This window comes from Luteimonas galliterrae (assembly GCF_023374055.1).
GTDB classification, from domain to species: domain Bacteria; phylum Pseudomonadota; class Gammaproteobacteria; order Xanthomonadales; family Xanthomonadaceae; genus Luteimonas_C; species Luteimonas_C galliterrae.
In genome coordinates this window covers 449,509-462,239 of the sequence record NZ_JAMBEP010000001.1, presented here as the reverse complement: position 1 = coordinate 462,239, position 12,731 = coordinate 449,509, and the positions used below count along the sequence as shown (strand labels likewise).

Sequence of the window (12,731 nt, the reverse complement as noted above, 5' to 3'; positions counted from 1 at the left end):
GGGCCGCGCATTCTACCCGCCTGCCTCCGCTTTCTCCCCTTTGAAAAAGGGGGACACAGGGGGATTTGCTTTTGGGGCGCAGTCAGATCAAGAGCAAATCCCCCTCGCCCCCCTTTTTCAAAGGGGGAGGAACAGCCCTCAGACGACCAGGTCGTCGTACTCGCGATGACGCTTCAGATAGGCCGCCGCATATTCGCAGCGAGGCTTCACTTTCAGGCCCGCGTTGCGCGCGAATTCCAGGGCCGCCTTGACCAGGTCGCCGGCGATGCCGCGGCCGCCGATCTCCGGCGGCACCCCGGTGTGGACGATGGCGATGGCGCCATCCTCGGGGACATAGACCAGCTCCGCCTCATGACCGTCGACCTCGATGCTGAAACGGTGCCGTGCCGGGTCATGGATCAGCTCGCTCACGATTCGTCGCTCCCGCCGCGGTTGTCGCGTTTGCCCTGGTTCTTGCGGTCCTGGGTGCTGATGCTGCCCTGGATGGCCTGGACCCGGCTTTCGGCCTCGTGCAATTCCTCCGCCTTGGCCGCCGCTTCAGGCGATTGCGGGCCCGCTTGCGGCGCCGCGGCATGGGTCGGGTCGAGCGCATGCCAGGGCTGGGCCTGGCGGTCGTGCTGTTTCTTGGCTTCCAGCAGCGCGCGCGTGTTGGCCAAGGCTTGGCCCGGCGTGATCTTGCCCGGCTCGGCCGGCCTCGAGGCCGGCGCGGCGGGCTTGGTGGCCTTCTTTACCGGCGCGGCGGGCGGGGCCTGCGGAATGGGTTGCTGGCGCGGTTGCGGGGCTGCGGCGGGCACTGCGGAAACGGCGGGCGCGGTTTTCTTGGTCGCTGCCGGGACGGGCTTGGCCGCAGCCGGCTTGGCGGCGGCGGGTTTGGCGGCCGCTTTTTTCTTCGCCGGGGCCGCGGCCTTCTTGGTCGCGATCTTCTTGCCGACGGCCTTCTTGGCAGCGGCCTTCTTCACGACGGTTTTTTTCGCGACTGCTTTCTTGACGGCTGGCTTCTTGGCGGCGGTCTTCTTGACCGTCTTCTTCGCCGAACGCTTGGCTGGGGACGGCTTGGCGGGGCGCTTGGCGGCTGTCCGGGTAGTCTTGGCCGCTTTTTTAACGGCTTTCTTGACGGCCTTCTTCTCGGCCGTCTTCTTGCCGGCAGCGGACTTCGGGGCTCGGGCTGTCGCCATTTTCTCCTCCAGGGCTGGTTGGCTGCGTCTTTGGGGGTGCTACGAGCCGGGTGATACCACCCTGCCCATTCAAGAGGAGTGAGCGCCTGTAGACCGGAAACGAGCGCCGAGAGGCGTCAAACCGCTACCCCACGCGGGCGCTCAGTGACGCACCGCGTCACAAGAATGAACGCTAAGCCACTGAATTGGCTGGCATGGTTGGTGCGTCTATCCCGTTTACTCAGACGATAGGGATGGGAGAACGACCATGTCAGACCAGAACAACCAGGCCGGGACCGCGTCGATGAGCGACGACATGCTGCTTTCCCGCCTGTTCGAGCTCGTTACGGCGGGCGAACTGGACAGCAACGAACTCGCCCAGCTCGACGCCACCATCAGCCAGCGGTTGCAGCAGAACTACGAGAACGGCCAACAGCCGGTCGTGAAGCTGGTGCGGGCCGCCTGAGCCCCCAGCCATCAGCCGTCAGCCGAACGACGGGCTGGCGAGCTTCTGCAAGAACGCAGCCGCCGCGCGCGGCTCCACGAATAGCGTGAACATGATTCCGTAAGCCGCGCCGTACAGGTGCGCGCTATGGTTGATGTTGTCGCCGCCGCGCTTGTCCATCCAGATGCTGTAGCCGACATAGATCGCGGCGAACACGAAGGCCGGTATCGGAATCGGGATCAGGAACAGGTAGATGCCCGACCACGGGTCGAGCAGGATGAAGGCGAACAGCACCGCCGACACTGCGCCCGATGCGCCCAGGCTGCGATAGCCGGCATCGTGGCGGTGCCGCATATAGGTCGGCAGGATCGCGATCACGATCGCCGACAGGTAGAACGCCAGGTAGCCGATAACGCCGATGCGTTCCACGTAGAACCTTTCCATGGTCGTGCCGAACGACCACAGCGTGATCATGTTGAACAGCAGGTGCATCCAGTCGGCATGGATGAAGCCGTGCGTGATCAGCCGGTCGTACTGCTTTTGCCGGTCGATCGCCGGCGGCCACAGGATCAGCCGGTCCTCCAACTGCCGGTTGTTGAACGCCAGCCACGAGACCAGGCAGGTGGCGGCGACGATGACGGCGGTCAGCGAAAGATCCATCAGGCGGCCCGGTAGTTGTCTTGCATGGGATAACGCCGCGCATACAGCGCGAACGCCAGCGCGGCGACGAAAGCGAAGCCTGCGAAGAAGAACATCAGGAACGCGTTCTCGCTGAGTCCGGTGCCGGCGATATGCGACATCACCGCCTCGTTGCGGACGCCGGCGTTGGTCAGCAGCACCCACAGGCTGCCGAAGGTGCTGGCCAGGTACCAGAACGCCATGATCACGCCCTTCATCGACGCGGTGGCCTGGCTATAGGCGAACTCCAGCGCGGTCGCCGATACCAGCACCTCGCCGAAGGTCAGCAGCGCGTACGGCAGCATCTGCCAGGCCAGGGATACAGGATCGCCGCCGTCGATCGCCAGCTGGATGATGCCGGCGAAGATCCAGGCCACGCCCGAGAACGCGATGCCGGCACCCATCTTGCGCAGCGCCGTGGGTTCGAAGCCCATTCGCTTCAGCGCCGGGTACAGCACCAGGTTGTTGAACGGGATCAGCAGCATCACCAGCGCCGGGTTCAGCGCCTGCATCTGCGCAGCGTCCTTCACCAGGAAGCTCGGCCACCACCACAGATCGTGCGGAATGGCCATCTGGTTGCCCTGCAGCACCCAAGTCGATGCCTTCTGGTCGAACAGCGACCAGAACGGCGTGGTCAGCGCGAAGATGATCAGGATGCGCAGCACCGAACGCACGCCGTCCACCGCTGCGGGCGGATGCGCGCCGCGTGCGCGTTCCAGTTGCATCGAAGTGCCGATGCCGCCGAACGCGATGATCAATCCCAAGGCCATGCAGGCGCAGATCACGAAGCCCAGTTTCGGAATCAGGAAGAAGGCGCCTACCGCCAGCGCGCCGCCGAACGCCGCCATCGCCAATCCCGGCCTGGCCTGCCCGGGCTCGCGCGTCAACAGCGCGGTGCGCGCCACGTGCAGGAACGAATGCGGATCCGAAGTCGCCGGCGGCACGCGGATGTATTTGCGGCGGCCCGCCCAGAAGATGACGGTCGCGACGAACATCAACGCGCCGGGGATGCCGAACGCGATCGCCGGCCCCAGCTCGCGCAGGAACAGCGGCATCAGCAGCGAGGCGAAGAAAGAACCGAAGTTGATCGTCCAATAGAACGCGTCGAACACGACCTTGGCGCGGTGCTTGTTGCTCTGGTCGAATTGGTCGCCGCAAAACGAAACCACCAGCGGCTTTATGCCGCCCGACCCCAGCGCGATCAGGAACAGGCCGGTATAGAAGCCGCTGCGGTTGTCCTCGAACATCGCCAGGCAGGCGTGGCCTGCGCAGTAGATCAGGGAGAACCAGAGAACCGTGTTGTACTTGCCGAAAAAGCGGTCGGCCAGCCAGCCGCCGAGCAGCGGGAAGAAATACACGCCGATGACGAAGGTGTGGAAGACGTCCTTGGCCGCGCCCTGACGGTCCGCTTCGGGCAGATAGGCCAGCAGCACGCTGCTGGCCAGGAACTGCACCAGGATGTTGCGCATGCCATAGAAGCTGAAGCGCTCGCAGGCCTCGTTGCCGATGATGTAGGGGATCTGCCGCGGCAGCGGCGTGTGCTTGGGCTGCGCCTGCTCGGCGATGGTCGTCATCGGGCGGTTCCGGTTCCTGCGGCGGTCATCGGGACAAGCCTAGCCTATCGGCGGCGGGCGTGGCTCGTGCAGGTCAGGCCCACTCGGTCAGGCCTTCGCGTTCATACAGCGTCGCGAATGCGGGCCGGGCCTTCATCCGCTGCGCCAAAGCGGCCAGGTGCGGCCACTGCGTCGCGGGCCGGGGCATGTTGCGCGACCATCGCATCAGCATGGTCAGGTAAAAATCGGCGACGGTCGTCGAGGCGCCGAGCAGGTACGGACCGCGCGCGGCCAGGTGCGCTTCGATGCGGTCCCATTGCGCCTCGATCCGAACCTGCACGTGCTTGCGCACGTCGTCGGCGCGATCTGCGCCCGCGGGTTCGGCCGGGTACCACCACTGCCGGAACAGCGGCTGCACCATATTGGCCAGGTTGAACATCCATTGGTACAACTGCCGGCGCTCGCGCGTGCCGTGCGCCGGCGCGAAACCGGCTCCGGGGTGGCGATCGGCCAGATCCATCAGCAGGGCCGCGGCCTCGAAGGCGGGTTCGCCGTCGACCAGCAATGTCGGCACCACGCCGTTGGGGTTCAACGCCAGGTATTCCGGACGTTTCTGCTCGCCGGCCGAGGTGTCGACCAAGCGCAGCTGATGCGGCGCATCGAGCTCGAGCAGCAGCCAATGCACGACCATGCTGGCCGAACCGGGCGCGTAGTAAAGGGTGTGCAAGATCGAGCCCCGTAATCGATGAGCGGCAATTATGCGCGACGTTCTCCCCTGGAAAAAGGCGAACCGAAGGCGAGCCGCGTTGCCTGCTCTTCGTAGGAGCGGCTTCAGCCGCGAGCTTTTCACGTGCATCGCCGCGTTCTGATCGGAAAAGCTCGCGGCTGAAGCCGCTCCTACGAAGAGCAGAAACGGACTCGCCACCCGCACTGGAGCCATTTAGCGGGATGCGCACCGGGCCAATCCACCGCTACTGTCAATGCGCTGTCAGCAGATGACCTCCGGCAGCCGCACGCAAGCGCCGCGTCCGCTAAGATCGGCCGCTTCTTCCTGGGGATGCGACCGATGCCAAGACTGTCCTGCCTTCTCGCCCTGCTGACCGCGGCCGCCACGCCGGCGTTCGCGGCGGATCCGGCGCTGACTACCCTGTCCGAGCGCAGCGGCTTCATCAAGACCGGCCGCTACGACGAAGTCATCGCGCTATGCGCGGCCTTCGCGCAGCGTTATCCGGATGCGGTGCGATGCATCGATTTCGGCACCACGCCCGAAGGCCGGCCGATGAAGGCGCTGGTCGTCTCGCGCAGCGGCGCGCTGACGCCCGAGGCCGCGCACGAACGCCGGCTGCCGGTGCTGCTGGTGCAAGGCGGCATCCACGCCGGCGAGATCGACGGCAAGGACGCGGGCTTCCTGGCCTTGCGCCAGGCGCTGGACGGCGAGGCCGCGCCCGGCGCGCTGGAGAAAACCGTGCTGCTCTTCGTGCCGGTGTTCAACGTCGATGGTCACGAACGCTTCGGCCGTTGGAACCGCCCCAACCAGCGCGGCCCTGAGGAAATGGGCTGGCGCACCACCGCGCAGAACTACAACCTCAACCGCGACTACATGAAGGCCGATGCGCCGGAAATGCAGGCGATGCTGGCGCTGGTGCAGCGCTGGGACCCGATCGCGATGGTCGATCTGCACGTGACCGACGGCGCCAAGTTCGAGCACGACATCTCGATCCAGGTCGAACCGGTGAATTCCGGCGACGCCGAAATGCGCAAGGCCGGCAAGGCGCTGCGCGACGGCACCATCTCGATGCTGGCCGGGCAGGGCTCGCTGCCGCTGCCTTTCTATCCGTCCTTCGTCGAGAACGACGTGCCCACGTCCGGTTTCGTCGACGGCGTACCCACGCCGCGCTTCTCGCACGGCTATTTCCAGCTGCGCAACCGCTACGGCATGCTGGTGGAAACGCATTCGTGGAAGGATTACCCGACCCGCGTGCGGATCACCCGCAATACCGTCGTCGACGTGCTCGAACTCACTGCCCGCGAAGGCGCCCAGTGGCTGAAACTCGCCCATGCGGCCGACGCCCGCGCCGAAAAGCTCGGCGGCAAGCTGGTGCCGCTGGACTACGCGGCCAGCGACAAGGTCCGCACCGTCGATTTCCGCGGCTACGAATACACGCGCACGCCGTCGGACATCTCCGGCGCGCTGATGACGCATTACGACGAGACCAAGCCGCAGGTGTGGAAGCTGCCGCTGCGCGACGAAGTCCTGCCCAGCACCGCCGTGGTAGCGCCCAAAGGCGGCTACATCGTGCCTGCGGCCTATGCCGCATCGGTGGCCGGCAAGCTCAAAGTGCACGGCGTCGAGTTCCGCACGCTGGGCGAGCCCATCGCCAAGACCAAGGTCGAGGCCTTCCGCGCCAGCCAGACCAAGTTCGCCGCCGGTTCGGTCGAAGGCCACCAGCGCCTGACCCTGCAGGGCGAATGGAAGGCCGAAACCGCCGACATCCCCGCCGGCAGCCTGTTCGTGCCGATAGCGCAATCCAAGGCGCGGCTGGCGATGGGCCTGCTGGAACCGATGGCCCCGGACGCCTACGTGCAATGGGGCGAGTTCAACAACGACTTCGAGCGCAAGGAATACATGGAAGCCTACGTCGCCGAAGACGTGGCGCGCGAGATGCTGGCCAAGGACGCCAAGCTGAAGGAACAGTTCGAACTGCGCCTGAAGAACGACCTGGCTTTCGCCCGCGACCCGCAGGCGCGACTGGAATTCTTCGCACGCCTGCATTCGTCGTGGGACCAGCGCTACAACCTGTATCCGGTGCTGCGCGTCGCCGCCGTACCCAAAGACTGAGCTTCCGCGTTAAGCCCTCTCCCGCTTGCGGGAGAGGGTTGGGTGAGGGCGCGCGGCATGGCCATCTGCCGCGACATTCCGAGGTCCGATTATGAAACTCGTCCCGATCCTTGCCTCCTTGCTACTGGCCGGCATGGCTTGGCCGAACGCATCGGCCGCCGATATCGAACGACGCGACTTCCACGTCACCACCTCCGACGGCATCCGCCTGCACGTCCGCGAACTCGCAGCAAGCGGGGCCAAACCGGACCCGGCCCCGCTGATCATGATCCATGGCGCCCGCGTCTCCGGCATCGGCTCCTTCGATCTCCCGGTCGCGAACGGCTCGCTCGCGGCCGACCTGGCCCGGCGCACCGGCCGCAAGGTCTACGTGATGGACGCGCGCGGCTACGGCGGCTCGCAACGGCCGGCCGCGATGGACAGGCCCGCCTCCGAATCGCGTCCGCTGTCGCGCGCCTACGAAGTGGTGCGCGACATCGACGCCGTGGTCGGTGCGGTACGCGGCGACAAGCGCGAACCGGTCGCGCTGCTGGGCTGGGCCACCGGCGGCATGTGGGCGGCTTATTACGCATCGCTGCGTCCGGAAAACGTCGATCGCCTGATCACGCTCAACGCCCTTTATGGCGGTTCGTTCGAGCATGCGATGCTGGGCCGCGGTTCTTCGGTCAGCGATCCGGAGCATCCCGAGCGGCTGAATCCGGACATCGGCGGTTACGCGGAATATCCCGCATCGTCGTTGTTCGGCGTATGGGACCGCTCCATTCCCGTCGAGGACAAGGCGTCGTGGCGCGATCCGGCGATTGCCCAAGCCTATGCATCCGCCGCGCTGACCAGCGATCCGGCCTCGAAGCGACAGGACCCGCCCGTCTTCCGCGCGCCGATGGGCGCGATGGAAGACAGCTTCTATCAGGCGACGGGGCGGCGCCTGTTCGATGCCTCGTCGATCACGGCGCGGATCCTGATCGTCCGTTCGGATCGCGACTTCTGGAGCCGGCCCGAGGACGCGGAGACGCTGGCGCGCGATGCCGTGCGCAGCGCGGGCGTGAAGCGCTTGGATCTGCCGGACGCCACGCATATGGTCCATCTCGACCGGCCTGAGCACGGCCGCGATGCGCTATTGGCGGAAATCGTTTCCTTCCTCGCCGATGCACCGCGAACCCCTCCACGCTGAACGATCCGCCTTGCGCCATACTCGGCGCCATGTATCACGCGCCCTCACCCAACCCTCTCCCGCAAGCGGGAGTGGGCTTCATGCGCGTAATGCTGAGACGGCGATGCTCTTAAAGGCCGTTATTCACGCGAAAGCGGGACTGCGAAGGCCGAAGGCCGTAGTGAACATCTGCGGATGTAAACGCCACGCCCTATTCAGACAAATCTGCGAAGCTACAATCCTGGCAAGGCCTCACAGGATCCGGAAATGCGAGCGAGCATTGCCATACGCATGGCGCTTTATCTGCTGGCGTTGGCCCTGACCCCGCTACCGATGAATGCGGTTGCGCACGAAACCAATCGTGAGAAAAAACCCGATCCCGAGATATCGCTGGTCACCCTGAACCTGTATCACGACAAAGCGCAATGGCCCAAGCGCCTGCCGGCGATCCTCGCCGAACTCAAGCGGCTGCGGCCGGATGCGATCGCGCTGCAGGAAGTCATCGGCCACGAAAGGCTGCCCAACCAGGCGAAGACGTTGGCGGATGCGCTCGGATACGAATACGTCTTCAGCTCGACCGATCCGGCCGACAGCCCGCGACGCTACGGGAACGCGATACTGACGCGCCATCCGATCCTGGCGCAGGACTGGACGCGGCTGGAGCCGCTCGACGATTCCCGCACCGCTTTGCACGTGCGCATCGCCGTCGGCGGCCGCGCGGTCAACATCTACAACACCCACCTGCACTGGACCGATAGCGGCGGCGCGATCCGCAGAGAGCAGGTCGAAGGGTTGCTCGCCTTTATCGCGCGCACCCGCAAGGATGCGCCATCGGTCCTGGCCGGCGATTTCAACGCAGCTTCCTCCGCTCCGGAGTTGCAGGCATTGGCCGCCGGATTCGAAGACGCTTACGACGCGCTCCATCCGGATGCGGACGCCGACCCCAAGGCGCACAGCACGCTCAATCTCGCCTATTTCGCGCCCAAGCGCATCGATCACGTCTTCCTTCAGCGGGGAGCGTTCTCGCCGGCTGCGGCGACGATCATCCTCAATCGCGCCGATAGCGAAGGCGTCTGGCCCTCCGACCATTACGGCCTGCATGTGCGCCTGCGCCTGTTGACGCCGCGTGCAGGCGGCGAAGGGCAGCGTTAGTTTTCGACGGAACGAACCACCTCGGCCTTCGCATAACGTCAGCATGGATTCCGGTTTTCGCCAGGATGCCCTTATTAGCGCCCATCCGCAAAAGCCACGTCACCCATCCGCTACGAATCAAAATCTAGTACCTGCGTAAGAAGGTCACCTGCGACGAAAGCCAGGCCGCTGGCAGACTTTCAGGTACGACGCATCGCACCGCAGTTCAGGCCCTTTCTTGGGTTACTTTCTTTGGGCCAGCAAAGAAAGTGACCCGGCGCAGCCGGAAGCCTTTGTCCATGGCGCGAGTCGCAACGCCACCCGCCAGGACGCGGGCCTGGATGACATGCCGCTCCTGCGGCATGCCCTTCGGGCCATCCGCTGCGCGGATGTTCGCTCCGGCATCCTGCCTGCGCAGTCCGGCCTTCGCCGGGATGACGGCTTAGGGGCAAGGGCAAGGGCAAGGGCAAGCGCGAGAGCAAGAGCAAGAGCAAGAGCAAGATGGGTCCCAGCGTTCGCTGGGATGACGGCTAGATTTGTCGAACGGTGACATAGCGTTGTTGGAGTCCGGAGTTCGCGTCCAGCCAAATGCTGCCTCGGCCGATCCGCACCGGCGACGCGGATCGCCGCGCGCTCCGATTGAGGCCATACTGTAGACCCCGCCTTCCCCCGGAGCGGTCCATGAAAGCTTCGCCGTCGCATCTGGCCTGGTCGCTGCCGCTCGCGCTGTTGGCGACGGCGTGCGGACCGCACGACGTACAGCCCGCGTCGCCGACGGCCGAGCAGCCGCCGTCGGTGCCGACACCGCCGGCTCCGCCGCCGCCGGCAGCGCCGACGACACGGTGGCGTTGCGGCGAATTGCTGGTGTCGGCCGCCTTCGCACAGGAACGCGTCGATCTTGGTTTCTCCGGTCGCAAATTGGCGCTGCCGGTCGCCAAGTCCGCTTCCGGCGCGCGCTATGCCGACGACAAGGGCAACGAGTTCTGGAACAAGGGCGAACAAGCCATGTTGACCCTGGCCGGCGAAGAGAAGCGCGATTGCGAAACCACCGAACACGTCTCGCCGTGGGAAGACGCCCGCGCCCGTGGCGTCGTGCTGCGCGCGGTCGGCCAGGAACCGGGCTGGTGGGTGGAGATCGGCGCCGGCGATGCGTATCCGCTGCATGCGGAGCTGGATTACGGCGAACGCAAGATCGACATCGCCCGCAGCCATGGCATCAGCAGCACGCCCGGCTTCGGCGCGCAGATGGAAGATGGAACCAACGTGATACTGCGCACCAAGCAGGAAGCCTGCAGCGATGCGATGAGCGGCGAACGTTTCGAAACCAGCGCCGAACTGACGGTCGGCGACAAGACCTACAAGGGCTGCGGTGCCTATCTCGACCGCTGAAGCGCCTGCGCGCAGCGCGCCGATACCGGCCGTCGAAGCCGACCTGCTCGAGGTCAACCGCAGCTTCTACGACGCGTTGTGGCGCGATGCGCGCCTGATCCCGCCTCAGCAGTTCAACACGTGGCCGCTGGTCGCCGAACTGGCCGCGAACGCGCCGCGCCGCCTCGAACTCGCGCCGGGCCTGCGCCCGCGCCTGCCGATCGCCGGCACCGCCTTCGCCGACATCAGCGCGCCCGCGCTGCGCCAGCTCGGCGCGCACGGCGGCCTGGCCACGCAGGCGCTGGCCGATGCCCTGCCCTATGCCGACGACGCTTTCGATCTGGTCTGCGCGTTCGACATCATCGAGCACATCGACGGCGACGAGGCGGCCATGGCCGAACTCGCGCGCGTCGCCGCGCCCGGCGCCACGCTGCTGCTGTCGGTGCCGATCCACATGGCGGCGTGGACCGCGTTCGACGATTTCGTCGGGCATCGCCGCCGTTACGAACCCGAGGCTCTGCTGGCGCTGCTCGCGCGCCACGGCTTCGCGCTGCAGCGCAGCGCTGCGCACGGCATGCAACCCAAATCGACCCGGCTGCTGAAACTGGGCATGTGGTACCTGACCCACCAGCGCGAACGCGCCATGTGGTGGTACAACCGGGTGTTCATGCGCCTGGCCCTGGGTACCCAGCCGGCGCTGTCGATGTCGCCGGGCATGATCGACACCGACGACGTCGACACCGTGCTGCTGGTCTGCCGCCGGATCGGCGGCGCCGCTTCAGACTAGTCCGCGAATGACCTCGGCGCGGTTGCGCCCGCTGTTCTTGGCGCGGTACATGGCGGTGTCGGCCAGGTCCACCCAGTCTTCTACGCTGACCAACAGGCGGTTGGCCTCGGCGATGCCGATGCTGATCGTGCAGTGCAGTCCCGGCGCCTGCGGGAACTCCATGCGTTCCACCAGCGCACGCAGCCGTTCTGCGAGCTCGCGCGCGCCGTGGGCGCTGGTCTCGGCCAGCAGTACGCAGAATTCGTCGCCGCCATAACGCGCCGGCGTATCGATTTCGCGCACCGCGCCCTTCAGCGCCTCGGCGACGCTGCGCAGCACCGCATCGCCCACGACATGGCCGTGTCGGTCGTTGACCTGCTTGAAGCCGTCCAGATCGATCATCATCACCACCGCCGGCCGCCGCGTGCGCATGTAGCGCGCCAGTTCCCGCGCGGCCGCCTCTTCCCAATGCCTGCGGTTGTACAGGCCGGTGATGTCGTCGATGCGGTTGAGGTGTTCCAGTTGCTGGTTCTGGCGTAGCACCTTGCGCCCGAGCTGGTAGGCCGCGGTGCTGAGCGCCGTCGGATAGGCGAACAGGAACGGCAGGCTGGCGAAGATGTTGAACATGGTGCTCTGCAACTGCACAGGAAACCCGAGCGCGGCCGACACCGCCGCGCAAGCCAGCACCTGTGCGGCGGCGGTGCGCGCCAGGAAGCGCCAGCCGGCCACGCCGATCTTGTCGACCGACAGCATCACCGCCAGCAACGCGCTGGGCAACAGGTTGAACTGCATCACCGCGATCCACATGCCGCCCAGGGCGGAATCGACGATCAGATTGCGGAATTCGGTACGCGCCGGCTGGCGGCTGCGGCGCGCGAGCAGGTAGGCCACATGCGGCCAGACGTAGCCGTTGAGGAACAGCGCCGCCCAGACGAACGGCGGCGCCTGCTGCTGGTACAACACGGAGGCGATCGGCAACACGCCCAAGCCCAGGCCTAGCGTGCGCATGCGGTGGATGCGCCTGACGAAACGCAGGTCCCGCGCCAGCGAATCGGGCGCAAGATCCTCCGCCAGCGCCGCCTTGGTTCCGGTCAATGCCAGGGCCTACCTCCTCGTTGCGCCGCCGAACAGCCAGCCTAGCGTCTCGCACTGCCGCAATACCTGACCTGCGTCGCGATTGCGCATCGCCGCGAGCCGGCCTTCAGCCGCCGTATTTCCAGTGGCGGGATTTGCCTTCGGCGGAGGTTTCGGCGCCAGCGACTTGCGCACGCCCGGCGTCTTGACGCCCTGCTCGTTCGACTTCATCGCCTTCTTGATGTCGGCGATCAGGCGTTTCTTGGGTGGCAAGTCGGCCAGGCCGGCCATCTTGCCGTAGCTGCCCATGCCGTCGCGCGCGGCATCGGCGCCCATCACCAGCGCATGCTTCCAGTAGCCGAACGACGCATGCTGCTTGAACGCCGCCATGCCGCACAGGATGCCGCCAGCGTAGACGAACGATGGCGAACCCCATTTCATCGTTTCCTCGATTTCGGGGCAGGCCTCGTGCACGGTTTCGCGCAGCCGTTTCAGGATCGGCCGCGCGAATTCGGCCGACTTGGCGATATAGGCGTCGATGCGCGGATCGCGGCTTTCCGGTCGGCTTCCCAT

Annotated in this window: 13 protein-coding genes; 6 read left to right on the top strand and 7 right to left on the bottom strand. The window is 66.0% G+C overall.

Annotation, left to right across the window (positions count from 1 at the left end; translation table 11 throughout):
- Nucleotides 1–138: 138 nt before the first annotated feature.
- Together M2650_RS02140 and M2650_RS02135 are read right to left on the bottom strand one after the other, a co-directional pair.
- Entirely contained in the window at nucleotides 139–411 is a 273-nt protein-coding gene (locus tag M2650_RS02140; protein WP_425602494.1) for a GNAT family N-acetyltransferase, read from the bottom strand.
- Complete coding sequence (locus M2650_RS02135) at nucleotides 408–1,175, bottom strand: hypothetical protein (protein ID WP_249470580.1); 768 nt, start codon at nucleotides 1,173–1,175, stop codon at nucleotides 408–410. Before M2650_RS02135 ends, M2650_RS02140 begins: the two co-directional genes overlap by 4 nt.
- Nucleotides 1,176–1,422: 247 nt before the next feature.
- Between M2650_RS02135 and M2650_RS02130 the strand changes: the two genes are divergently transcribed.
- Nucleotides 1,423–1,620: a hypothetical protein gene (locus tag M2650_RS02130; protein ID WP_249470577.1), complete on the top strand. Its 198-nt coding sequence runs from the start codon at nucleotides 1,423–1,425 to the stop codon at nucleotides 1,618–1,620.
- 18 nt (nucleotides 1,621–1,638) lie between these two features.
- Here the strand turns inward: M2650_RS02130 and M2650_RS02125 are convergent, their stop codons facing one another.
- From M2650_RS02125 to M2650_RS02115, 3 genes are all read right to left on the bottom strand, one after another.
- Nucleotides 1,639–2,259 (bottom strand): rhomboid family intramembrane serine protease, encoded by a 621-nt coding sequence (locus tag M2650_RS02125; RefSeq protein ID WP_249470575.1) that lies wholly within the window; start codon nucleotides 2,257–2,259, stop codon nucleotides 1,639–1,641.
- The gene (locus tag M2650_RS02120; RefSeq protein WP_249470573.1) at nucleotides 2,259–3,851 is read right to left on the bottom strand and encodes a POT-type proton-dependent oligopeptide transporter; all 1,593 of its coding nucleotides are present in this window, start codon (nucleotides 3,849–3,851) and stop codon (nucleotides 2,259–2,261) included. The genes M2650_RS02125 and M2650_RS02120 overlap by 1 nt, the downstream gene beginning before the upstream one ends.
- A 73-nt stretch (nucleotides 3,852–3,924) precedes the next feature.
- The gene (locus M2650_RS02115; RefSeq protein WP_249474143.1) at nucleotides 3,925–4,560 is read right to left on the bottom strand and encodes a glutathione S-transferase family protein; all 636 of its coding nucleotides are present in this window, start codon (nucleotides 4,558–4,560) and stop codon (nucleotides 3,925–3,927) included.
- Nucleotides 4,561–4,896: 336 nt separating this feature from the next.
- Between M2650_RS02115 and M2650_RS02110 the strand changes: the two genes are divergently transcribed.
- The 5 genes from M2650_RS02110 to M2650_RS02090 all read left to right on the top strand — a co-directional run bounded on the left by M2650_RS02110 (nucleotide 4,897) and on the right by M2650_RS02090 (nucleotide 11,105).
- The gene (locus tag M2650_RS02110; RefSeq protein ID WP_249470571.1) at nucleotides 4,897–6,669 is read left to right on the top strand and encodes a M14 family metallopeptidase; all 1,773 of its coding nucleotides are present in this window, start codon (nucleotides 4,897–4,899) and stop codon (nucleotides 6,667–6,669) included.
- Between the two features lie 91 nt (nucleotides 6,670–6,760).
- Complete coding sequence (locus M2650_RS02105; protein ID WP_249470569.1) at nucleotides 6,761–7,840, top strand: alpha/beta hydrolase; 1,080 nt, start codon at nucleotides 6,761–6,763, stop codon at nucleotides 7,838–7,840.
- Nucleotides 7,841–8,086: 246 nt separating this feature from the next.
- Nucleotides 8,087–8,971 carry an endonuclease/exonuclease/phosphatase family protein gene (locus M2650_RS02100; protein ID WP_249470567.1) on the top strand — a complete coding sequence of 295 codons (885 nt, stop codon included), beginning with the start codon at nucleotides 8,087–8,089 and terminating at the stop codon, nucleotides 8,969–8,971.
- Nucleotides 8,972–9,631: 660 nt separating this feature from the next.
- The gene (locus tag M2650_RS02095; RefSeq protein WP_249470565.1) at nucleotides 9,632–10,339 is read left to right on the top strand and encodes an MliC family protein; all 708 of its coding nucleotides are present in this window, start codon (nucleotides 9,632–9,634) and stop codon (nucleotides 10,337–10,339) included.
- The gene (locus tag M2650_RS02090; protein WP_249470563.1) at nucleotides 10,320–11,105 is read left to right on the top strand and encodes a class I SAM-dependent methyltransferase; all 786 of its coding nucleotides are present in this window, start codon (nucleotides 10,320–10,322) and stop codon (nucleotides 11,103–11,105) included. Before M2650_RS02095 ends, M2650_RS02090 begins: the two co-directional genes overlap by 20 nt.
- Here the strand turns inward: M2650_RS02090 and M2650_RS02085 are convergent.
- Nucleotides 11,097–12,179: a diguanylate cyclase gene (locus M2650_RS02085; protein ID WP_249470561.1), complete on the bottom strand. Its 1,083-nt coding sequence runs from the start codon at nucleotides 12,177–12,179 to the stop codon at nucleotides 11,097–11,099. The genes M2650_RS02090 and M2650_RS02085 overlap by 9 nt on opposite strands.
- A 9-nt stretch (nucleotides 12,180–12,188) precedes the next feature.
- Nucleotides 12,189–12,731 (bottom strand): DUF1801 domain-containing protein, encoded by a 543-nt coding sequence (locus M2650_RS02080; protein ID WP_249470559.1) that lies wholly within the window; start codon nucleotides 12,729–12,731, stop codon nucleotides 12,189–12,191.